Annotated in this window: 20 protein-coding genes and 2 tRNA genes; 14 read left to right on the top strand and 8 right to left on the bottom strand. The window is 72.9% G+C overall.

Annotation, left to right across the window (positions count from 1 at the left end):
- Positions 1-68: 68 nt before the first annotated feature.
- From AC2IPW_RS12415 to AC2IPW_RS12405, 3 genes are read left to right on the top strand one after another with little or no spacing between them, the layout of a single operon-like run.
- Positions 69-1,079: an NHL repeat-containing protein gene (locus AC2IPW_RS12415; RefSeq protein WP_486376931.1), complete on the top strand. Its 1,011-nt coding sequence runs from the start codon at positions 69-71 to the stop codon at positions 1,077-1,079.
- Positions 1,079-1,339 carry a DUF5703 family protein gene (locus AC2IPW_RS12410; protein ID WP_017682199.1) on the top strand — a complete coding sequence of 87 codons (261 nt, stop codon included), beginning with the start codon at positions 1,079-1,081 and terminating at the stop codon, positions 1,337-1,339. The genes AC2IPW_RS12415 and AC2IPW_RS12410 overlap by 1 nt, the downstream gene beginning before the upstream one ends.
- A gap of 41 nt (positions 1,340-1,380) precedes the next feature.
- The gene (locus AC2IPW_RS12405; RefSeq protein ID WP_486376930.1) at positions 1,381-2,451 is read left to right on the top strand and encodes a quinone-dependent dihydroorotate dehydrogenase; all 1,071 of its coding nucleotides are present in this window, start codon (positions 1,381-1,383) and stop codon (positions 2,449-2,451) included.
- 107 nt (positions 2,452-2,558) lie between these two features.
- Here the strand turns inward: AC2IPW_RS12405 and AC2IPW_RS12400 are convergent, their stop codons facing one another.
- Together AC2IPW_RS12400 and AC2IPW_RS12395 are read right to left on the bottom strand one after the other, a co-directional pair.
- Complete coding sequence (locus AC2IPW_RS12400) at positions 2,559-3,092, bottom strand: YbhB/YbcL family Raf kinase inhibitor-like protein (RefSeq protein ID WP_003934914.1); 534 nt, start codon at positions 3,090-3,092, stop codon at positions 2,559-2,561.
- Between the two features lie 29 nt (positions 3,093-3,121).
- A complete protein-coding gene (locus AC2IPW_RS12395; protein ID WP_486376929.1) occupies positions 3,122-4,483 on the bottom strand; it encodes a M20/M25/M40 family metallo-hydrolase in 1,362 nt (453 codons plus the stop codon).
- A 113-nt stretch (positions 4,484-4,596) separates the two neighbouring features.
- Here AC2IPW_RS12395 and AC2IPW_RS12390 point away from each other — a divergent pair.
- Both AC2IPW_RS12390 and AC2IPW_RS12385 read left to right on the top strand, forming a co-directional pair.
- Positions 4,597-4,682 (top strand) — tRNA-Leu (locus AC2IPW_RS12390).
- 188 nt (positions 4,683-4,870) lie between these two features.
- A tRNA-Leu gene (locus AC2IPW_RS12385) sits at positions 4,871-4,956 on the top strand.
- A gap of 94 nt (positions 4,957-5,050) precedes the next feature.
- Here AC2IPW_RS12385 and AC2IPW_RS12380 read toward each other — a convergent pair.
- Positions 5,051-5,275 (bottom strand): PLDc N-terminal domain-containing protein, encoded by a 225-nt coding sequence (locus AC2IPW_RS12380; protein WP_003934916.1) that lies wholly within the window; start codon positions 5,273-5,275, stop codon positions 5,051-5,053.
- Between the two features lie 146 nt (positions 5,276-5,421).
- Between AC2IPW_RS12380 and AC2IPW_RS12375 the strand changes: the two genes are divergently transcribed.
- The 6 genes from AC2IPW_RS12375 (at position 5,422) to AC2IPW_RS12350 (ending at position 11,784) form a co-directional block, all read left to right on the top strand.
- Positions 5,422-6,864, top strand: a complete 1,443-nt coding sequence (locus AC2IPW_RS12375; protein ID WP_454296889.1) for an SDR family NAD(P)-dependent oxidoreductase — start codon at positions 5,422-5,424, stop codon at positions 6,862-6,864.
- Between the two features lie 139 nt (positions 6,865-7,003).
- Positions 7,004-7,399 carry a universal stress protein gene (locus AC2IPW_RS12370; RefSeq protein WP_486376928.1) on the top strand — a complete coding sequence of 132 codons (396 nt, stop codon included), beginning with the start codon at positions 7,004-7,006 and terminating at the stop codon, positions 7,397-7,399.
- A 47-nt stretch (positions 7,400-7,446) separates the two neighbouring features.
- Positions 7,447-7,815, top strand: coding sequence for a DUF2784 domain-containing protein (locus AC2IPW_RS12365; protein WP_486376927.1), 369 nt, complete (start codon positions 7,447-7,449; stop codon positions 7,813-7,815).
- Positions 7,816-7,840: 25 nt separating this feature from the next.
- The gene (locus AC2IPW_RS12360; RefSeq protein WP_486376926.1) at positions 7,841-9,085 is read left to right on the top strand and encodes a saccharopine dehydrogenase family protein; all 1,245 of its coding nucleotides are present in this window, start codon (positions 7,841-7,843) and stop codon (positions 9,083-9,085) included.
- Positions 9,086-9,372: 287 nt separating this feature from the next.
- Positions 9,373-10,323: a sulfite exporter TauE/SafE family protein gene (locus AC2IPW_RS12355; RefSeq protein ID WP_003934921.1), complete on the top strand. Its 951-nt coding sequence runs from the start codon at positions 9,373-9,375 to the stop codon at positions 10,321-10,323.
- A gap of 12 nt (positions 10,324-10,335) precedes the next feature.
- Positions 10,336-11,784, top strand: coding sequence for a CoA transferase (locus AC2IPW_RS12350; protein ID WP_486376925.1), 1,449 nt, complete (start codon positions 10,336-10,338; stop codon positions 11,782-11,784).
- On the opposite strand, the gene meaB is transcribed toward AC2IPW_RS12350, so the two are convergent.
- The 3 genes from meaB to mutA are packed head-to-tail and all read right to left on the bottom strand — an operon-like array spanning position 11,729 to position 16,867.
- A complete protein-coding gene (gene meaB, locus AC2IPW_RS12345) occupies positions 11,729-12,748 on the bottom strand; it encodes a methylmalonyl Co-A mutase-associated GTPase MeaB (protein ID WP_371383246.1) in 1,020 nt (339 codons plus the stop codon). The genes AC2IPW_RS12350 and meaB overlap by 56 nt on opposite strands.
- Before the next feature lie 6 nt (positions 12,749-12,754).
- On the bottom strand, positions 12,755-15,001 hold the full coding sequence (gene scpA, locus AC2IPW_RS12340; RefSeq protein WP_486376924.1) for a methylmalonyl-CoA mutase: 2,247 nt from the start codon (positions 14,999-15,001) through the stop codon (positions 12,755-12,757).
- The gene (mutA, locus tag AC2IPW_RS12335) at positions 15,002-16,867 is read right to left on the bottom strand and encodes a methylmalonyl-CoA mutase small subunit (protein ID WP_486376923.1); all 1,866 of its coding nucleotides are present in this window, start codon (positions 16,865-16,867) and stop codon (positions 15,002-15,004) included.
- Between the two features lie 256 nt (positions 16,868-17,123).
- On the opposite strand from mutA, the gene AC2IPW_RS12330 reads away from it, so the two are divergent.
- The 3 genes from AC2IPW_RS12330 to AC2IPW_RS12320 are packed head-to-tail and all read left to right on the top strand — an operon-like array spanning position 17,124 to position 18,947.
- A complete protein-coding gene (locus tag AC2IPW_RS12330; protein ID WP_486376922.1) occupies positions 17,124-17,804 on the top strand; it encodes a TVP38/TMEM64 family protein in 681 nt (226 codons plus the stop codon).
- A gap of 31 nt (positions 17,805-17,835) precedes the next feature.
- Positions 17,836-18,417: a hypothetical protein gene (locus AC2IPW_RS12325; RefSeq protein WP_003934927.1), complete on the top strand. Its 582-nt coding sequence runs from the start codon at positions 17,836-17,838 to the stop codon at positions 18,415-18,417.
- Entirely contained in the window at positions 18,414-18,947 is a 534-nt protein-coding gene (locus tag AC2IPW_RS12320) for a hypothetical protein (RefSeq protein ID WP_342661111.1), read from the top strand. Before AC2IPW_RS12325 ends, AC2IPW_RS12320 begins: the two co-directional genes overlap by 4 nt.
- A 54-nt stretch (positions 18,948-19,001) precedes the next feature.
- Here AC2IPW_RS12320 and AC2IPW_RS12315 read toward each other — a convergent pair whose 3' ends face one another.
- Both AC2IPW_RS12315 and AC2IPW_RS12310 read right to left on the bottom strand, forming a co-directional pair.
- Positions 19,002-20,231 (bottom strand): SPFH domain-containing protein, encoded by a 1,230-nt coding sequence (locus AC2IPW_RS12315; RefSeq protein ID WP_486376921.1) that lies wholly within the window; start codon positions 20,229-20,231, stop codon positions 19,002-19,004.
- A complete protein-coding gene (locus AC2IPW_RS12310) occupies positions 20,232-20,663 on the bottom strand; it encodes an NfeD family protein (RefSeq protein ID WP_003934930.1) in 432 nt (143 codons plus the stop codon). It abuts the gene before it with no gap.
- Positions 20,664-20,683: the final 20 nt, after the last annotated feature.

Raw genomic sequence — 20,683 nt, 5'->3', positions numbered from 1 at the left:
GGGTCGGGTGCGCCGCCGGCGACGGTGCCGCACGCCACCGACCCCGGGCGACAACGAGGAGCGAGACGATGGGCAGACCGGCAGCACGTGCGACCGCCGCGGCGGTGGGGTTCGCGTTGGCGCTGGTCACCGGGTGTTCCTCCTCGAGCAGCGGCGACAGTCTGCCCACCATCGACCCGGCGACACCGGCCGTGGCGCCGGAGCCGGCCGTCCCGCCGGCGGGAACGGTGCAGGCGCTCGGCCGCGCTGTCGATGCCCTCGCCGTCGATCCTGGCACGAGTACGGTCGCCGCGCTCGCCGGCGACGGGTCGCGGCTGCTGCTGCTCGCTGCCGCCGACCCGGCGGCAGCGCCCCGCGAGGTCGCCCTGCCCGCCGCGGCGGCGACCGTGCTTCCCGGTGCCGACGGGGAGGTCCTCGCCCCCGGTCCCGGCGTCGTCGCCCGGGTGGATGTGCGGTCGGGCACCGTCACGGAGGTGCCGGTCGACGGGGAGGCCCGCTCGGCGGCCGTGCTGGCGGACGGGCGTCTGGCCGTGGGCACCGCGGACGGCGTCACCCTTCTCGTCGACCCGGCGTCGGGTGCGACGCAGGCCGTTCCCGGCCTGGCCTCGGTCGACGCGCTCGCCGCCGTGGGCTCGGAGCTGGCGGCGCTGGACCGTCGCCAGACGTCGCTGACCGAGGTCGATGTCGCCGACGGTGATCTCGGCCTGGCGTTGCGGGCCGGGGAGGGTGCCACGCAGCTGGCCACCGACCCGTTCGGCCGGGTGCTGGTCACCGACACCCGGGGTGGGGAGCTGCACGTGTACACGCTCGATCCGCTGGTGCTGCGCCAGCGGTATCCGGTGCCGAACGGCCCGTACGGCGTCGCCTACGACAGCGCGAACGACCTCGTGTGGGTCACTTCGACCGGGAGCAACGAGGTCGTCGGCTACGATCTGTCGACCGGGATTCCGCAGGAGCGAGGCCGGTACGCGACGGTGCGGCAACCGAACTCGGTGGTGGTCGACACCGCCGGCGCCGTCCTGGTGATCGGATCCGGGACCGGGGACGGGCTGCAGAGGATCCCGATCGGGGGTGTGTGATGGCAGGTCCACGCGATGTGGGCGGCCGGTGGACGCGGATGCCGGTGGGCTGGGACACCAGCAACGACGAGTACGACTACGTGCCGCTGCGGCTGCCGCGCGACGTCTCGCGAGTCAGCGCGTCGCTGCGCCTGGCCATCCAGGCCGAATTCCACGGGTGGGAGCTGACGCGGGTGCGGCTGTATCCCGACGGCAGCCGCCGGGTGCTGCTGCGCCGCCGCAAGACCGGCCACCACGTGCCCGAACCCACCGTTCGTTGACGCCGACCCCGGGCGCCGCCCGGGCCAGCAGGGAGTGTTCCGTGTATCGCTTGTTCCTTCGACTGCTGTTCCTGCTGCCGCCGGAGCGGATCCACCACCTCGCGTTCACGGCGATGCGGCTCGCGACCCGGGTCCCGCCGCTGCGGGCGCTGATCGCCAAGGTCCTCGTCGTCGACGATCCGGTGCTGCGCAACACGGTGTTCGGGGTGACGTTCCCGGCCCCGCTCGGTCTCGCGGCGGGCTTCGACAAGGACGCGGCCGGGGTGAACGCCTGGGGCCCCCTGGGCTTCGGGTTCGCCGAGATCGGCACCGTCACCGCCCAGGCGCAGCCCGGCAACCCGGCGCCCCGGCTGTTCCGCCTGCCCGCGGACCGGGCGCTGATCAACCGGATGGGCTTCAACAACCACGGCGCCGGGGAGGCCGCGAACCGGCTGCGCACCCGGGTGCACACCGTCCCGATCGGCGCGAACATCGGGAAGACCAAGGTGGTCGCGCCGGCGGACGCGGCCGAGGACTACACCGCGAGCGCCCGGCTGCTCGGCCCGCTCGCCGACTTCGTCGTCGTCAACGTCTCGTCCCCCAACACCCCCGGGCTGCGCGACCTGCAGGCGGTCGAGTCGCTGCGGCCGCTGCTCGCGGCGGTGCTGGACACCGTGCACGTGCCGGTGCTGGTGAAGATCGCCCCCGACCTGTCCGACGAGGACATCGACGCGGTCGCCGACCTCGCCGTCGAACTCGGGCTGGCGGGCATCGTCGCCACCAACACCACCGTCCGGCGGGACGGGTTGCGCACCGATCCCGCCCTGGTCGCGGAGATCGGCGCCGGCGGGCTGTCCGGTCCCCCGGTCGCGCAGCGCTCCCTCGAGGTCCTGCGCCGGCTGCACGCGCAGGTCGGGGACCGGCTGGTGCTGATCTCGGTCGGCGGCATCGAGACCGCCGAGCAGGCCTGGGAGCGGATCCTCGCGGGCGCGTCGCTGGTGCAGGGCTACACCGGTTTCATCTACGGCGGACCGTTCTGGGCGCGCCGCATCAACAAGGGCCTCGCCCGGAAGGTGCGGGCAGCCGGGTTCGCGTCGATCGGCGACGCGGTGGGCGCGGGCGTCCGCGTCTGATCCGCCGCGCCCGGAGCGGCGGGCCGGCACACACCGCCGGACAGGCACACCCGTCCGGCGGTGTGTGCCTGTCCGTTTCCGGCGCGGAGGCGATCCGCCGAACGGGTCTACTGCTCGAACGTGCCGTGCAGCGTCGCGCGCGCGATCGCGTGCGAGAACACGTTGAATCCGAGGAACGCCGGGGTCGAGTCGGCGCCGACCCCGTCGAGGGTGTCCACGTCGAGAGCGTGCACGGCCACGATGTAGCGGTGCGGGCCGTGCCCCTGCGGCGGGGCCGCGCCGAGGAAGCGATGCAGGCCGCCGTCGTTCTTCAGGGTGACCGCGCCCTCGGGCAGCCCGGAGCCGGTGTCGTCGCCGGCTCCCGCGGGCAGCGATGTCACCGAGGCCGGGATGTTCGCCACCGCCCAGTGCCAGAACCCGGACGCGGTCGGCGCGTCGGGGTCGAACATCGTGACGACGAAGCTCTTGGTTTCGGGGGGAAAGCCCGACCACGACAGCTGCGGGGAGACGTCCTGCCCGCCGGGCACCCCGAAGATCCCGCTGGCCTGTTCCGGCTTCAGCGGGCGACCGTCGGTGATGTCCTCGCTGGTGAGATCGAAGGTGGGCAGGTCGGGCAGCGGCGCATACGGGTCGTGGGCCATACCGGTCCTTTCTCTGGGTGCTGGTGTGCTCAGGCGTGCAGCAGGAAGTGTTCCATGACACGGGTGCCGAAGCGCAGCGCGTCGACCGGGACACGCTCGTCCACCCCGTGGAACAGCGCGGCGAAGTCCAGTTCCGGGGGCAGTTGGAGCGGGGCGAACCCGAAGCAGCGGATGCCGAGCTTGGCGAAGGCCTTCGCATCCGTGCCGCCGGAGAGCATGTAGGGCACGGTCCGCCCGAGGGGGTCGTGGGCCAGGATGGCCGCGTTCATCGCCTCGACGAGGTCACCGTCGAATGTGGTCTCGTACGAGTCGAGGTCGGTGATCCATTCGCGGGTGACGTCCGGGCCGATCAGGTCGTCGACGGCGCGTTCGAACTCGGCGCGCCGGCCCGGCAGGATGCGGCAGTCGACGACGGCCTGCGCCGTCTGGGGAATGACGTTGGCCTTGTACCCGGCGTCGAGCATCGTCGGGTTGGCGGTGTCGCGCAGGGTGGCGCCGACGATGCGGGCGATGGACCCGAGTTTGGCGAGGGTGCCGTCGAGGTCCGGCGAGGCCGGATCGAAGTCGAGTCCGGTCTCCTCGGCGACGGCGGCGAGGAACTCGGCGACCGATTCGGTCAGCACGAGCGGGAAGGTGTGCGTGCCGAGGCGGGCGACGGCCTGGGCGAGGACGGTGACGGCGTTGTCCTCGTGCAGGAACGAGCCGTGGCCCGCGCGGCCCTTGGCGGTCAGCCGCATCCAGCCGAGACCCTTCTCGGCGGTCTCGACGAGGTAGAGGCGGCGTTCGCCGCCGTCGCGGCGCGGCACGGTCAGGGAGAACCCGCCGACCTCGCCGACGGCTTCGGTGATGCCGTCGACCAGGTCGGGGCGGTGCCGCACGAGCCAGTGGCTGCCGTAGGTGCCGCCGGCCTCCTCGTCGGCGAGGAACGCGAAGACCAGGTCGCGGGGCGGCACGATGTTCTCGGCCTTGAAGCGGCGGGCGACGGCCAGCATCATCCCGACCATGTCCTTCATGTCGACCGCGCCGCGCCCCCACACGTAGCCGTTCTCCACGGCCCCGGAGAACGGGTGCACGCTCCAGTCCGCCGGTTCGGCGGGCACCACGTCGAGGTGCCCGTGCAGCAGCAGCGCACCCCGGGACGGGTCGGCACCCGGCAGGCGGGCGAACACGTTGCCGCGGCCGGGAGCGCCGGATTCGACGTACTCGGTGGTGTAGCCGGCCTCCTCGAGCCGTGCCGCCACCCACATCGCGCAGTCCCGTTCACCGCGGGTGGTGGCCAGGTCTCCGGTGTTGGAGGTGTCGAAGCGGATCAGCTGCGACACCAGGTCGACGACTTCGGCCTCGGCGCGGGATCCGCCGGCCGGCTGGGCGGGATTCGATGTTGTGGACACGGTCCCCTGTCTACCATCGATCCCAGCAAACCCGCAGGTGGGCGGGGCGATTTGGGCGCCGCGACGTGGTGGGTTACTCTTTCACAGCGCCCACGGACGTGGGAGCGGAGCAGGTCCGAGTGGCGGAATGGCAGACGCGCTAGCTTGAGGTGCTAGTGTCCTATTAACGGACGTGGGGGTTCAAGTCCCCCCTCGGACACTCTGAGTTGAGACAGACGGCGAAGGCCCCGAACCGAGCAGGTTCGGGGCCTTCGCCGTTGCCGCGCCGGGCGCCGCCGGATCGTCGCCGCGTCCCGGAGCCGGCCGAGCCGTCGACCAGCGGATTGGGACGGTGCGCCCGGGTAGGTTACGCTGAAACGGCACCCGCGGAGCGGGGAGCATCAGCATGTCCGAGTGGCGGAATGGCAGACGCGCTAGCTTGAGGTGCTAGTGTCCTATTAACGGACGTGGGGGTTCAAGTCCCCCCTCGGACACTCCGAGTCGAGACAGCCGCCGAAGGCCCCGAACCGAGCAGGTTCGGGGCCTTCGCCGTCCACGGGCGGCGCTTCGCCGCCCGCGGCGGGTGGCTCAGCCGATCCGGCCGCGGCGGAAGTACGTGATCGGGCCGATCCAGTTCACCGCGATGATCGCGGCCCATTTCGCCTTGCTGCCCGCGACCCGATCCGCGGGGCGCCGCGCCAGATCGACCCATGCCGTCGCGGCGAGCGAGAGCTGCACAGCGGCGAGGGTGAGCACGAGCGTCTGCTGCGCCGGGGTCAGGTCGCGGAACTTCCGGCGGCGCCGTGCGGTCATCGTCGTCTCCTTGGGTCGAGGATTGCTTGCACCCCGAGCCTGCCAGGTTCGCGGCGTCGCGGGCAGAGCCACAGGTCCCACGAGGTCGGCCGGCGTCGCCCGCCCGATACCATCGGTCCGTACCGCCCCACACGACGAACAGGCCCATGACTTCGCACACCGACGCGTCGGGTATCGACCCGGCCGACCTCGCCACCTGCCTCCGCGTCCTGTCCCTCGTGGGTGAGCTCGACGCCGACCACCCGGACTCGGTGACGGTGCAGCGCGCCGTGGGGCACATGTTCAAGAAGCTCAAGCGGGCGCGCCGCAACGAGGCCCGCCGGGCCAAGGTCGCCGCGGACCGGCAGGTACTCGCGACGACGGCGACCGGCTCGCCCACCCGCATCGACGACGAGACCGCCGGGATCACGTTGAGCTCGAACGCGCCGGGTGCGAGCGCGGGCACCCTGATCCGGCCGCGAGCCTGCTACGTGTGCAAGGACAAGTACACCCGGGTCGATGCGTTCTACCACCAGCTGTGCCCGCGCTGCGCCGCGGAGAACCACGCGAAGCGGGACGCCCGTACCGATCTGACGGGGCGGCGTGCGCTGCTCACCGGCGGCCGCGCCAAGATCGGCATGTACATCGCGTTGCGGCTGCTGCGCGACGGTGCCCACCTGACGATCACGACCCGTTTCCCGAACGACGCGATCCGCCGCTTCGCCGCCATGGAGGACAGCGCCGACTGGCTGCACCGCCTGCGGATCGTCGGCATCGACCTGCGGGACCCCGCCCAGGTCGTGGCCCTGGCCGACGACGTGGCCGCGCAGGGTCCGCTCGACATCCTCGTCAACAACGCCGCCCAGACCGTGCGCCGCTCCCCCGGCGCGTACTCCGCCCTCGCCGAGGCCGAGTCCGGGCCCCTGCCGGCCGGCCCGCGGCCGGAGGTGCTCACCTTCGGCAAACCCTCGGACGCGCACCCGGCCGCGCTGGCCGGGTCGCTGCCGTCGCAACTGACCGCCGAGTCGCTCACCTCGCTCGCGCTGGTGGCCGGGTCGGCCACGCCCGACCGGATCGCCGCCGGTGTCGCGGTCGACGCCGGGGGGCTGCTGCCCGATCTGGTGCACACCAACAGCTGGGTGCAGACCGTCGGCGAGGTCGAGCCGCTGGAACTGCTCGAGGTGCAGCTGTGCAACTCCGTGGCGCCGTTCATCCTGGTCAACCGGCTGCGGCCGGCGCTGGCGTCCTCCCCCGCCCGCCGCACGTACGTGGTGAACGTCTCGGCGATGGAGGGGCAGTTCGCCGGGCGCCGGTACAAGGGGGCCGGGCATCCGCACACCAACATGGCCAAGGCCGCGCTGAACATGCTCACCCGCACCAGCGCCGAGGACCTGCGCGCCGACGGGATCCTCATGACCGCCGTCGACACCGGCTGGATCACCGACGAACGGCCCCACCACACCAAGCTGCGCCTGGCCGAGGAGGGGTTCCACGCCCCGCTCGACCTCGTCGACGGCGCGGCCCGCGTGTACGACCCCATCGTGCAGGGCGAGGCGGGGGTGGATCTGTACGGCTGCTTCCTCAAGGACTACCGCCCGGCTCCGTGGTGAGCGGGCCCGGCCGGCCGGGTGAGATCCATCCGACACGTCCGCGCAGGTGGAGACCAGTTCCACACCGCCGGGACCGGCCGGGGCGTCCCGGGGCGGGGATACTGGAGGGCACACGCCGTCACCGCCTCCGGAGGACCCCATGCCCGTTGCCGTAGTCCACGCCGACACCCCGGAAGGACACGCCGCACTCACCGCGGCCGCCCGCGAGGCGGCCCACGGCGACGGCACGACCCTCGTGCTCGTCGCGGTCGACGACGACGGCGCGTCCGGGCAGCACGAACTCGACTCGGTCCGCGCGGACGTCACCGCCACCCTGGGTACCGACGGGTGGGAACTGCGGACGGCGGTGCACGACGGGGACCCGGTCGCCGCGCTGGTCGACCTGGTCGAGCGCTCCGGCGCGGAACGTCTCGTGGTGGGCAGCCGCGACCGCAACGCACTCGGCAAGTTCCTGCTGGAACGGCGCCTGCAGCGGCTGCTGCTCGAGGCGCCCGTGCCCGTCCTGGTCGTCAAGGGCACCGACGCGGACGAGTAGTCGTCCGGAACGGCCGCTGTCCCGCCCGATCCGGATAGGCTGGCGGTATGGCGTACCGGCTGTTGGCCGACGTCACCGTGGCCGTGCACCTGGCCTTCCTGCTGTATGTGACGTTCGGTGGTTTCCTGGCGTGGCGGTGGCCCCGCACGCTGGCGCTGCACGTGGTGGCGGTGGTGTGGGGGTTCGCCACCGTCCTCGTGGGGTTCGACTGCCCGCTCACCGATCTGGAGAACTGGGCGCGCCGCCGCGCCGGGATGGAGGGTCTGCCGCCGAGCGGGTTCATCGACCACTACCTGACCGGGGTGATCTACCCGGACTCGGCGGTGGGACTCGTGCGGGCCGCCGTCGCGGTGACCATCGTCGTGTCCTGGTTCGGGTGGTGGCTGCGGCGCCGTGTGACCCGCGTCGCATCCTGACTTACCCGGCAGTAGGGTGTGGCGCATGACTGCCTCCCGCGATCTCGACATCGTCGTCTACGGCGCCACCGGCTTCGTCGGCCGGATCACCGCCGCCTACCTCGCCGAACACGCCCCCGACGGGGTGCGCATCGCACTGGCCGGCCGCTCCCGCGCCCGTCTCGAACGCATCCGCACCGAGCTCGGGCCCGCCGCGCAGGCCTGGCCGGTACTCGAGGCGGACGCCGGCGACCCGCAGTCGCTCGCCGCGCTCGCCGCCCGCACCCGCGTGGTGGTCACCACGGTCGGCCCCTACGCCAAGTACGGGCTGCCGCTGGTCCAGGCCTGCGCCGAGGCGGGCACCGACTACGTCGACCTCACCGGCGAGGTGCTGTTCCACCGCGAGAGCATCGACCGGTTCGACGACGTGGCCCGGCGCACCGGCGCCCGCATCGTGCACTCCTGCGGATTCGACTCCATTCCCTCCGATCTCGGCGTGCACGCACTGCACCGGGCCGTGCAGGCGGACGACGCCGGGGATCTGACCGACACGACGCTGGTGGTGCGGGCCATGCGCGGCGGCGTCAGCGGCGGCACGATCGACTCGATGCGCACCCAGGTGGACGCGGTGCGCCGCGACGGCGCGGCCCGCAAGGTCGCCCTCGCCCCCTACTCGCTGTCGCCGGACCGCTCCCGCGAACCCGACCTCGGGCACCAGTACGACCTGGCGACCGTCGACGGCAGGTCCGTCGCGCCCGAACTGTCCGGCCGGCTCGCGCCGTTCTTCATGGGCCCCTACAACACGCGGGTGGTCCGCCGCAGCAACGCGCTCACCGGCTGGGCGTACGGGCCGCGCTTCCGCTACCGGGAGACGATGAGTGTCGGTTCGTCGCGGCTGTCGCCGCTCGTGGCGACCGGTGTCGCCGCGGGCTTCGGCGCGTTGGTGGCGGGACTGGCGTTCCCCCCGACCCGGTTCGTGCTCGACAAGCTGCTGCCCGCGCCGGGACAGGGCCCGTCCGAGTCGGCCCGCGAGCGCGGCTTCTTCACCATCGACCTCTACACCACGACGAGCACCGGTGCCCGCTACAGCGCCCGCGTCGCCGCCCAGGGCGACCCCGGCTACAAGGCGACCGCGGTGATGCTCGGCGAGTCGGCACTGTCGCTGGTCCTCGGCGGCGACCGCCTCCACGCCGGGGGCGGGGTGCTCACCCCCGCGGCCGCCTTCGGGGACGTGCTGACCGACCGGTTGCGCGGCGCCGGATTCGAGATCACGGCCCGGCGCCTGCCGTGACCGCGGCGGCGCCGTCACGGGAATCGGCGACACGCCGCCCGACGACGGCGCCGCCGCGCGCGACCGGCTATGCTCGGACGGATCGTCGCATGAGCGGCGAACGGCAGACCGGTGAAGGGACACGAACGTGCAGACGACGAGCATCGCGGCGGCTCCGGCCACCCTGCTCGCGTTGATGGCGTTCTGGCCCACCCGACGGGGCGCGTGCTTCGACCAGGAGTGTTGCTGAGCGGCGTGCGCCGCCTCTCCCCTCCCCGGTTCGCTCCTTCGTGGTCGGAGTCTTCTGCATGTTCGCTCTTCTGGTGTTCACGCTCGTCGGTATCGGTGCGCAGCTCGTCGACGGGGCCCTCGGCATGGCCTTCGGGGTCACCGCCACCACCTTGTTGATCTTCAGCGGCATCGGTCCCGCGCATGCCAGCGCCGCCGTGCACCTCGCCGAGGTCGGCACCACCCTCGTCTCCGGTGCCTCGCACTGGCGGTTCCGGAACGTGGACTGGGGGGTGGTCGCGAAGCTGGGCGTGCCCGGCGCGCTCGGCGCCTTCCTCGGCGCCACGGTGCTCTCGAGCCTGTCCACCGAGGCCGCGATCCCGGTGACGTCGACGATCCTGCTCGCCATCGGTGTCTATGTGGCGCTGCGGTTCTCGGTCCGGCCACCCGCCGTCGCGCACGCCCGCACCTCGCCGCACTCGGCGAAGTTCCTGTCCCCCCTCGGCTTGTTCGGCGGGTTCATCGACGCCAGCGGCGGCGGCGGATGGGGGCCGATCACGACCAGCACCCTGCTCTCCCGCGGCAAGACGGCCCCCCGGACCGTGATCGGCTCGGTCAGCGCCTCCGAGTTCCTCGTCGCACTCGCCGCGAGCATCGGCTTCCTCATTGGTCTCGGCCGGGAATCGCTCGGCAACCTGCTCGTCGTGGCCGGTCTCGCCCTCGGCGGGGCCATCGCCGCCCCGATTGCGGCGTGGCTGGTCAGCCGGGTACCGGCAACCCTGCTCGGCACCGCGGTCGGCGGCGTCATCGTGCTGACCAACGCGCAGAAGCTGTTCACCTCGTTCGAGATCTCCGCCACGGCCACCACGCTGCTGTACCTGCTGATCGTGGCCGGCTGGATCGCGCTGCTCACGGTCTCGTGGCGCCGCTCCCGGCTCACCCGGGCCGAATCCGCCGGTGCCCTCGAGCGCCTCGAGCCGGCCCGCCCCGAACTGCGGGAACCGGCCGCGGACGGCCGAGCACCGTTCTAGGCTCGGCGCACAATGCGCCCCCTCGCCCTGCTCGACACCTACGGCGCCGCTCTCGCCGCCGCCGGCCTCGATGTCCCGGTGGAGCCGGCGCCCGGCATCCACTGCGCCCCGGCCGGGCGGTTCCTCCCCGCCCGGCTGCCGGTGGCCGACCTCGCCACGGGCGCGGTGGCGGCATTCGCGGCGGCCGCCGACCGCTACCGCCGCACCCACGGACTCGCTCCGCAGGGGGCGCGGCTCGACCCGGAGCGGATCGCCGCGTCGTTCGCCGGGGACCGGATGCTGCGCATGGCCGGCCGGCCCGTGCCGGGGTTCGCGGCGCTGTCCGGGTTCTTCCCCGCCGCCGACGGGTGGGTGCGCACCCACGCGAACTATCCGCATCACCGGGCGCGCCTGCTCCGCGCCCTCGAACTGCCCGACGACACCGACCGGGCCGGCTGCGCCGCCCGGCTGCGGCAGCTGCCGGCGGCGGCGGTCGAGGACGCAGCCGCCGGGCACGACGCGATCGCGGTGCGGGTGCGCACCGAACACGAGTGGGCCACGAGCCCGCAGGGCCGGGCCGCGGCGGCGGGCCCGCTGGTACGTATTCTCGCGCGGGACGACACCGCCGACCGGACCGTCGCGGGCGACGACCCGGCGCGGCCCCTGGCCGGGCTCCGGGTGCTGGACCTGACCCGGGTGATCGCCGGACCCGTCGCCGCCCGCGCGCTGGGCCTGCTGGGAGCGGAGGTGCTGCGCATCGATCCGCCCGCCCTCCCCGAGATCCCCTGGCAGCACGCCGAGAACGGGCAGGGCAAGCGCACGGCGCTGCTGGACCTGCACGCTCGTCCCGGCCGGGAGACGTGGCGCCGCCTGCTCGCCGACGCCGACGTGCTGCTCACCGGCTACCGGCCCGGGGCGCTGGACGAGCTGATCGGGGCGCCCGGCACGATCCGGCCCGGTCTCGTGCACGGCCGGGTGTGCGCGTGGGGATGGTCCGGGCCGTGGGCGGACCGCCGCGGCTTCGACTCGATCGTGCAGGCCGCGTCCGGGATCGCGGTGGCCGAGGGCGACTCCGACGCGCCCGGCGCGCTGCCGGTGCAGGCGCTCGACCACGCGAGCGGTTACCTGCTGGCGGCCGCGGTGCTCGATGCGCTGGCCGCGCGGCACCGGGACGGGCGGGGCCGCGACGTGGCGGTCGCGCTGGCCCGCACCGCGGCGTGGCTGCTGCAGGCACCCGGCCGGGACCCGCACCCGCCGCCGGTACCGGCACGTCCCGGGCCGCGGACCGTGGCCACGCACGCGGCGGTGACCACGGCCCGGCCCGCGCTCGCCGAGTACCCGGACTATCCGTTCCCGGCCCGCGCCTGGGGTGGCGATCCGGCGGCCTGGGTGGTCCAGGGGCCTGGGTGGTCCAGGGCCTCGGTGGCTAGGGTGCGGCGTCGAACGCGTCGAGGATCTGCTGGGCGGCCAACGCTGCGGTGAGCGAACCGTCGCGCACGGAGCGTTCGACGTCGCCACGGAGCGCACGCACCCGGGGGTTGGTCTCGAGCCGGCGCAGCAGCTGGTCGTGCACCATCGTCCAGGTCCAGTCCACCAGCTGGCGGCGCCGGTTCTCCTCGAACAGGCCCGCCTCGGTGAGGACCCGGCGGTGCTCGAGGACTTTGTCCCAGAACGTGTCCAGGCCGGCGCCCTCGAGGCCGCTCATGGTGATCACCGGCGGCTTCCACACCGCGTCGTGCGGATGCACGAGCCGCAGGGCCCCGGCCAGCTCCCGCGCCGCGACCCGCGCGTCGCGTTCGAACGGGCCGTCGGCCTTGTTCACCGCGACCAGGTCGGCGAGTTCGAGCACGCCCTTCTTGATGCCCTGCAGCTGGTCACCGGTGCGGGCGAGAGTCAGGAAGGTGAAGCAGTCCACCATGTTCGCGACGGTCACCTCGGACTGCCCGACCCCGACGGTCTCGACGAGGATCACATCGAACCCGGCGGCCTCGAGCAGCACCATCGTCTCGCGGGTGGCCTTGGCCACGCCCCCGAGGGTGCCGGCCGTCGGGGACGGCCGGATGTAGGCGTCGCGCTGCACCGACAGCCGCGCCATGCGGGTCTTGTCACCGAGGATGGAGCCGCCGGTGCGGGTCGACGACGGATCCACCGCGAGCACCGCCACCCGGTGCCCCTTGCCGAGCAGGTACATGCCCAGCGCATCGATGAAGGTGGACTTGCCGACACCGGGAACGCCGGTGATGCCGACGCGCATCGCGCCGCCCGCCTTCGGGAGCAGGCGCAGCAGCAGCTGCTGCGCCTGCTCCCGATGGTCGTCCCGGGTGGACTCGACGAGGGTGATCGCCTTCGCCAGCCCGGCCCGCCGGTTGGCGAGGACGGCCTCGGCGAGGGCGTCGACGTCGACCGCGGGCCGGCGGGTGTGACTGTCGACCGGGGTGCTGCCCACTGCGGGTCAGGCCCCCAGGTCGTGGCCGAGCTGGTCGGCGAGCTTGTGCAGCAGCCCCACCGCGGCGTCCGCGATGACGGTGCCCGGCGGGAAGATCGCGGCGGCACCGGCCTGGTACAGCTCGTCGAAGTCGCCGGGCGGGATGACCCCGCCGACGACGATCATGATGTCCGGGCGGCCCACCTCCGCGAGGGCCTCCCGCAGCGCGGGCACCAGGGTCAGGTGTCCCGCGGCCAACGACGACACGCCGATGACGTGCACGTCGTTGTCGGCCGCCTGGTTGGCGACCTCCTCGGGGGTCTGGAACAGCGGTCCCACGTCGACGTCGAAGCCGAGGTCGGCGAAGGCAGTGGCGATCACCTTCTGCCCACGGTCGTGCCCGTCCTGGCCCATCTTCGCGACGAGGATGCGCGGCCGGCGGCCCTCCTCCTCGGCGAACTTCTCGACGAGTTCGGTTGCCGTGCTGATGTTGACCGCCTTTCCGGCCTCGTCCCGGTAGACCCCGCTGATGGTGCGGATCTCGGCCTGGTGGCGGCCGTAGACCTTCTCGAGGGCGTCGGAGATCTCGCCGACGGTGGCCTTGGCGCGGGCCGCGTCGATGGCCAGGGCCAGCAGGTTCGTGTCCGGCCCGGCGTCGGTCGCGCCGGCGGCGCGGGTCAGGGCGTCCAGCGCGGCCTGCACGGCCTCGGGGTCGCGATCGGCACGCAGCTGCTCGAGCTTGGCGAGCTGCTCGGCCCGCACGCGGGAGTTCTCGACCTTGAGGACCTCGATCTCGTGGTCCTCGGCGACCTGGTACTTGTTGACGCCGATCACCGGCTGGCGGCCGGAGTCGATGCGGGCCTGGGTGCGGGCCGCGGCCTCCTCGATGCGCAGCTTCGGGATGCCCTCGGAGATGGCCTGCGCCATGCCGCCGGCCTCCTCGACCTCCGCGATGTGCTTGCGCGCGCGGTTGGCGAGCTCGTGGGTGAGCCATTCGAGGTAGTACGAGCCGCCCCACGGGTCGATCGGCCGGGTGGTGCCCGACTCCTGCTGCAGCAGCAGCTGGGTGTTGCGGGCGATGCGGGCGGAGAAGTCGGTCGGCAGCGCGAGCGCCTCGTCGAGGGCGTTGGTGTGCAGCGACTGGGTGTGGCCCTGGGTCGCGGCCATGGCCTCGATGCAGGTGCGGGCGACGTTGTTGAACACGTCCTGCGCGGTGAGCGACCAGCCGGAGGTCTGCGAGTGGGTGCGCAGCGACTTGGACTTGGCCGACTTGGGGTGGAACTTCTCGACGAGCTCGGCCCACAGCAGGCGGCCGGCGCGCATCTTGGCGATCTCCATGTAGAAGTTCATCCCGATGGCCCAGAAGAAGGACAGGCGCGGGGCGAACTTGTCGATCTCCATGCCCGCGTCGAGGCCGGCGCGGATGTACTCGACGCCGTCGGCGAGGGTGTAGGCCAGCTCGAGGTCGGCGGTCGCACCGGCCTCCTGGATGTGGTAGCCGGAGATCGAGATGGAGTTGAAGCGCGGCATGTTCGCGCTGGTGTAGGCGAAGATGTCGGAGATGATCCGCATCGACGGCTTGGGCGGATAGATGTAGGTGTTGCGGACCATGAACTCTTTCAGAATGTCGTTCTGAATGGTCCCGGCCAGCTGCTCGGGCTTGACGCCCTGCTCCTCGGCGGCGACGACGTACAGCGCCAGGATCGGCAGCACCGCGCCGTTCATGGTCATCGACACCGACACCTGCGACAGGTCGATGCCGTCGAACAGCTGCCGCATGTCGAGGATCGAGTCGATCGCGACGCCGGCCATGCCGACGTCGCCCTGCACGCGGGGATGGTCCGAGTCGTAGCCGCGGTGGGTGGCGAGGTCGAACGCCACCGACAGGCCCTTCTGCCCGGCCGCGAGGTTGCGGCGGTAGAAGGCGTTGGACTCGGCGGCGGTGGAGAACCCGGCGTACTGGCGGATGGTCCACGGCTGGTTGACGTACATCGTCGGGTACGGGCCGCGGACGAACGGCTCGACGCCCGGGTAGCTGCCCAGCGGGTAGCCCTCGGCGACGATCCGGTCGCGGTCGGCCTTGGTGTAGACCGGCTTGACGTCGATGCCCTCGGGCGTGGACCACACCACCTGCTCGGTCGTGTAGTTGTTGGCGGTGGCGACCGAGTCGACGAGCGCGGCGGTCTGCTCCTCGGTGGGGGCGGCGGGGGCCGGCGCCGCCGGATCCGTCAGCGGGACGTCGGCGAAACTGCCGATCTTGTGTTCGATGCTCACTTACGCTCCCAGGGTGTTCAGCAGGTCGGTCAGCGCGGCGATCGCGTCGATCTTGGCGGTGAGGAACCCGTCCGGGCGCGCGGCGCCGCCGGTCTCGCTCACGGCCTTCTCCGGCCCGGCGAGCAGGACGGTGCCGACGCCGGCGTCGCGGAGGGCGGTGACCGCCGCGCCGGCCTGTTCGCCGTAGCGCTTGTCGGTGCCGCACACCACGGCGACGGTGACGTCGGCGTCGCGGACGGCGGCGGCGATGCTGTCGTCGTCGACGGACAGCGGGCCGGGGTTGACCGTCTCGATGCCGCCGGAGGCGAGCAGGTTCGCGGCGAACGTCGTGCGGATGTTGTGCTCGGCGATCGGTCCCAGCGGGGCGAGCAGCACCCGGGGCCGGGTGCCGTGCGCGGCGAGGTGGACGTCGGAGCGGTCGCGCAGCGCCTCGAAGGCGGCGGCGTACCGGGCGACGGTGGCGCCGGCGTCGGCGGTCTCCGCGGGCAGCGGCGCCTCGGCCAGATTCGGGAACTCGTTGACGCCGGTCACCGCGGTCCGGCGGTGGGCGATGTCGGATTCGCGGCGGGCGCGGGTGGCGGCGATCCGCTCGGCGATCAGGCCGGCGTCGAGGGCGGCACGGTAGCCGCCGGCCGCCTCGATCTGCTGGAAGAACTCCCACGCCTTGGCCGCGATCTGCGCCGTCAGGTCCTCGACGTACCAGGACCCGGCGGCCGGGTCGAGGACGCGGCCGAGGTTGGACTCCTCGAGCAGCAGCAGCTGGGTGTTGCGGGCGATGCGCGCGGAGAAGGCCTCCGACACCCCGAGCGCACCGGCGGGCAGGGCCACGTCGAACGGGAGCACGGTGACCGCGTCCGCACCGCCGATGCCGGCGCCGAACGCGGCGAGGGTGGTGCGCAGCATGTTCACCCAGGGGTCGCGCTGGGTCATCATCGCGGCCGAGGTGACGGCGTGCTGGGGGGCGTGACCGGCGTCGGCCGCACCCACCACCTGTGCGATGCGGGCCCACAGTTGCCGGCCGGCACGGAACTTGGCGATGGTCTGGAACTGGTCGTCCGTGGCGGCGAACCGGAACTCGATCTGGCCGAGCGCCCGGGCGGCGGACTGGCGGCTGCCGGTCAGCTCACGCAGGTACTCGAGTCCGGCGGCGACGGCGGCACCGAGTTCCTCGGCGTCGGCGGCCCCGGCATTGTGGAATGCGGTGCCGTCGACGGTGAGGGCCCGCACGGTCTCGGCGCGCCCCGCGGCGGCGTGGGCGAGCTCGACGGCCTGGGCGACGGTGACGTCGGCGCGGCCCGAGAAGGCGCTGGTCAGCGGGGCGGCACCGAGGTGCAGCCGCACGGCGGCGCGCTCGGCGACGTCGCTGCGCGCATCGAGCAGCGCGTAGAGGGCGCCGGCGGCCGCGGCGGTGTCGGCGCCGGCGTCGAGGGTGAGCGGCGCGAGGTCGAGCAGGACCTTGTCGAGCGCGGCGGGCAGGTCGGCGATCGCGATGCCGTCCGCGCCGACGTGCAGCCACAGGGCGCTGACGCCGTTCTCGAGGGCGTCGAGGATGCGTTCGTTCACCTCCCCCGGGGTGTCGCCGAAGCGGGCGCTGACGAGCCATCCGGTGTTGACGTCCCGGGCTGCGGAACCGCCGCGGACGAAGGGGAAGGAGCCGGGCAGCGGCGCCTCGGGACGTTCGTCGCGCACCCCGTAGAGGGGGGCGACGGCGACGTCGTCGTAGGTGGTGGTCTCGAGCAGTCGCTGCGGCTCCGGTCCGAGCTCCGCGGGGTCGACGCGGCGGGACTTGGCCAGCACCCCCGCCACCGCCTCCTGCCACTGCGCGTAGGCGCGCGCGGCATCCTCGGCTTCTGAAGCTAATGACACGTGAGGTCCTCTCGTACGCAGCGGGCGGGCTCGCCGAACACGGCCGTGGAAACCTTAAACTGATTCCGTTGTGATGCTAGCCGCATACACGCCGCCCCTATTGTGGGGATCACCACAATTTCCCTAGCGATCGATAATGTCGTCGCCTAAGGAATCTACCGGGCGCCGAGGCGCCGGCTCGAAGGACCCCGCCCCGGCCGTCGGCGGCCGCGCACCCCGGCGCGAGAAGTCCGGGGGCCCGGTATCGTGACCGTTCGTGACGAGAATGCTGCGGGACCGGCGGATTCTCGCCGCAGCGGCCGTGCTGGCCGTCCTCGCGCTCGTCGCCCTGCTTCTGCCCCACCCGTCCGTCGCCGAGGTACGCGCCTGGGCCGAGGCGGCCGGGCCGCTGCTTCCGCTGCTGTTCTTCCTGATCCACGCCGTGGTGACGGTGGCTCCGTTCCCACGCACCGTCTTCACCCTCAGCGCTGGGGTGCTGTTCGGGTCGGTCACGGGTATCGCGGTGACCGTCGCCGCTACGACCGTCAGCGCCGTGCTGGCGCTGCTGCTGGTGCGTGCGATCGGCCGCGGGGTGGTCGAGACGCATCTGAGTCACCCCACGGTCCAGGCGGTCGACGAGCGACTGGCGCGGCGAGGCTGGCTGGCGGTGGGGTCACTGCGGCTGATCGCGCCTCTGCCGTTCGCGGTGGTCAACTACTGCTGTGGGATCTCGTCGGTGCGGGTAGCCCCGTACACACTGGCCACCGCGGCCGGCATCCTGCCGGGCACGATAGGGGTGGTCCTGCTCGGCGACGCCCTGACGGGACGCACCCACCCCGCACTCCTGGGGATCTCGGCGGTGTGCATCGCCGTCGGCGCCTCGGGCCTGTGGCTCGAGTCCCGCCTCCCGGCGCCCCGCCCCACCACCGCCACCGTGCCATCAAGTCCTGAAGCTTGATTTTTATCATTCAAGGCTCCATCCTTGATGAATGTTCGTGTTGACCGTCGACCAGCGCGGCAGCCGGCGGGACGTCGACCGGGTCGCGGACCTGCTCACCGAGCTGCGCGGCGCCGAGCTGCTCCGACCCTTCGAACGCACCGCCGGTGACGAGGTGCAGGCCGTCACCGCCGACCCGGCCGTCGTCGTCGATCTCACCCTCGACCTCGTCCGCCGCGGCCACTGGAGCGTCGGCATCGGTGTCGGCTCGGTCGAACAGCCCCTGCCGGCACAGACCCGCGCCGGCCGCGGACCGGCCTTCGAACATGCCCGCCGCGCCGTCGACCGCGCCAAGAACGCGCCCGCCCGGGTCGCGGTGGAGGGACCGGACGCCGCCGCGGCCGCCGACGCCGACGCCGCCCTCACCCTGACGGCGCTGCTGGTGACCCGCCGGTCCGATGCCGGACACGAGGCCGTCGAACTCGTCCGCCGCGGGCTCACCCAGGCCGAGGCCGCCGCGCGGCTCGGCATCAGCACCCAGGCGGTGTCGCAGCGTCTGGCCGCCGCCGGATGGCAGGCCGAACCGGCCGGCCGCGCCCTCGCCCGCCGTCTCCTGGAAAGGGCCGATCGTTGACCGTCGTCACCCTGGTTCTGCTCGCCGTCGCCGCGCTGGCCCCGGCCCTGGGCCTGCGCCGCGGCACACCCGTGTGGCTCGTCGCCGGACTCGCCGTGACGGCACTTGCCGGTGCCGCGCTCGCCGCCACCGCCACCCCCGCGGTGCGTGGCGTCGCCTTGGGCGCGACCCTGGTGCTCACGAGCGCGGCGGCGGTCACCGGCGGCGCCCCCGCCGTGCTGGCCTCGTTCCGCATCGCCCGTCGGCAACCCGATGCGGGGCCGGTCCCGTCGTCACCGGCCGGACCCGAATCGCCGCCCGGACCGCTGCGCGGCGGACGGGTGATCGGCCTGCTGGAGCGAGCGGCGGTCGCCGCCGCGATCCTGTCCGGATGGCCGGAGGGCATCGCCGTCGTGCTCGCCGTCAAGGGCCTCGCGCGCTATCCCGAACTGCGCGAACCCCAGGCCTCGGAGCAGTTCATCATCGGCACCTTCACCAGCGTGTTGTGGGCGGTCGCGGTGTGCGGGGTGGGACGGGGCCTGCTCACCTGAGCGTCCCTGCGGTCCCCGGGTCCGGGTCCCGAGGCCCGGATCCCCGGGTTCCGGTCACTGGGGTTCGCCGTGCCGTTGCCCGGGCTGCGGCTGCACCCATCCGCCCGTGATCGGCTCCGACGGCGGCAACGCCGCCGACGAGGGCTCACCGCCCCGGCGCTCGGCGCCGGTCGGGTTGTGCACCGCCGGATCGACCGGTTTGCGGGCGACGGCCTCGGCGGCGGCGACGGCCTGCGCGACCTCCGGATCCCGCGCGGTGGAGAACCAGTCGGCCACCTCGTCGGTGTCCTCCTCCGGTCGCGGGAGCCGCTCGTCGACCGGGCTCGGCTCGAAGCGGAACACCCCGTCCTCGCCCGGCGCACCGAGATGCCGGGCGAAGCCCTTGAGGGCGTCTCCGAAATCGCTCGGCACCATCCACACCTTGTTCGCGTTGCCCTGCGCCATCTGCGGCAATGTCTGCAGGTACTGGTAGGCGAGCAGCTCCGGGGTGGGCCGGCCGGACTTGATCGCGGCGAACACCTTCTCGATGGCCTTCGCCTGGCCCTGCGCCTCGAGGTACTTCGCGGCGCGGTCACCCTGAGCGCGCAGGATCCGCGACTGGCGGTCAGCCTCCGCCTCGAGGATGGCCGCCTGCTTGGCGCCTTCGGCCGACAAGATCCGGGACTGCTTGTCACCCTCGGCGGTCTTGATCGCCGACTCCCGGTGTCCCTCGGCGGTGAGGATCATCGCCCGCTTCTCCCGGTCCGCCTTCATCTGCTTCTCCATCGACTCCTGGATCGACGGAGGCGGATCGATGCTCTTGAGCTCGACCCGGGCCACCCGCAGACCCCAGCGGCCGGTCGCCTCGTCGAGTACCCCGCGCAGCTGGCCGTTGATCGAGTCCCGGGAGGTGAGCGTCTCCTCCAGGGTCATGCCGCCGACGACGTTGCGCAGCGTGGTCACCGTCAACTGCTCCACCGCCGCGATGTAGTTGCTGATCTCGTACACCGCCGCCTGCGGGTTCGTCACCTGGAAGTACACGACCGTGTCGATGCTCAGGGTGAGGTTGTCCTGGGTGATCACCGGTTGCGGCGGGAACGAGACCACCCGCTCGCGCAGATCCACCTTGGCGCGGATCCGGTCCACGAACGGGACCAGGAACGTCAGCTGACCCGACACCGTCCGGTAGTACCGGCCCAGCCGCTCGATCACCGCGGCCTCGGCCTGCGGCACCAGCGCCACCGATTTGACGACCACCAGCGCGACGAACGCCACGACAACGGCGAGCACGATCAGCGCTTCCATCTACGGCCCCTTCCACACGACGGCCGTCGCGCCGTCGATCTGCATCACGGTCACGGTCGTGCCGGGCGGGTACACCTCGGTGACGTCGAGCGGACGCGCAGTCCACACCTCCCCGTCCAGCTTCACCTGCCCGGAGTGCGCAGCCACCTCCTCGAGCACCAGCGCCTGCTTGCCCGGCAAGGCGTCCACGTTCGTCGCCTTCGCCGGTGGCAGCGCGTAGCGGCGGCGCAGCACCGGCCGCACCCCGCCCAGCAGCACGAGCGACGAGACCGCGAACACCAACGCGTCGGCCCACACCGGCAGGTCCGTCGCGGCGGACACCCCCGCGGTGGCCAGGGCGGCGGCGCCGAGCATCAGCAGGACGAAATCGCCCGTCAACGCCTCCGCGGCGGCGAGCACCAGCCCGGCGATCAGCCATATCAATGCCGACACGACGCCATCCAACCACAAAT

The sequence above is a fragment of the Rhodococcus sp. NS-SX18 genome, from assembly GCF_057367935.1.
Note: the sequence above shows the minus strand (reverse complement) of the source record. Positions and strands in the feature narration are given on the sequence as shown.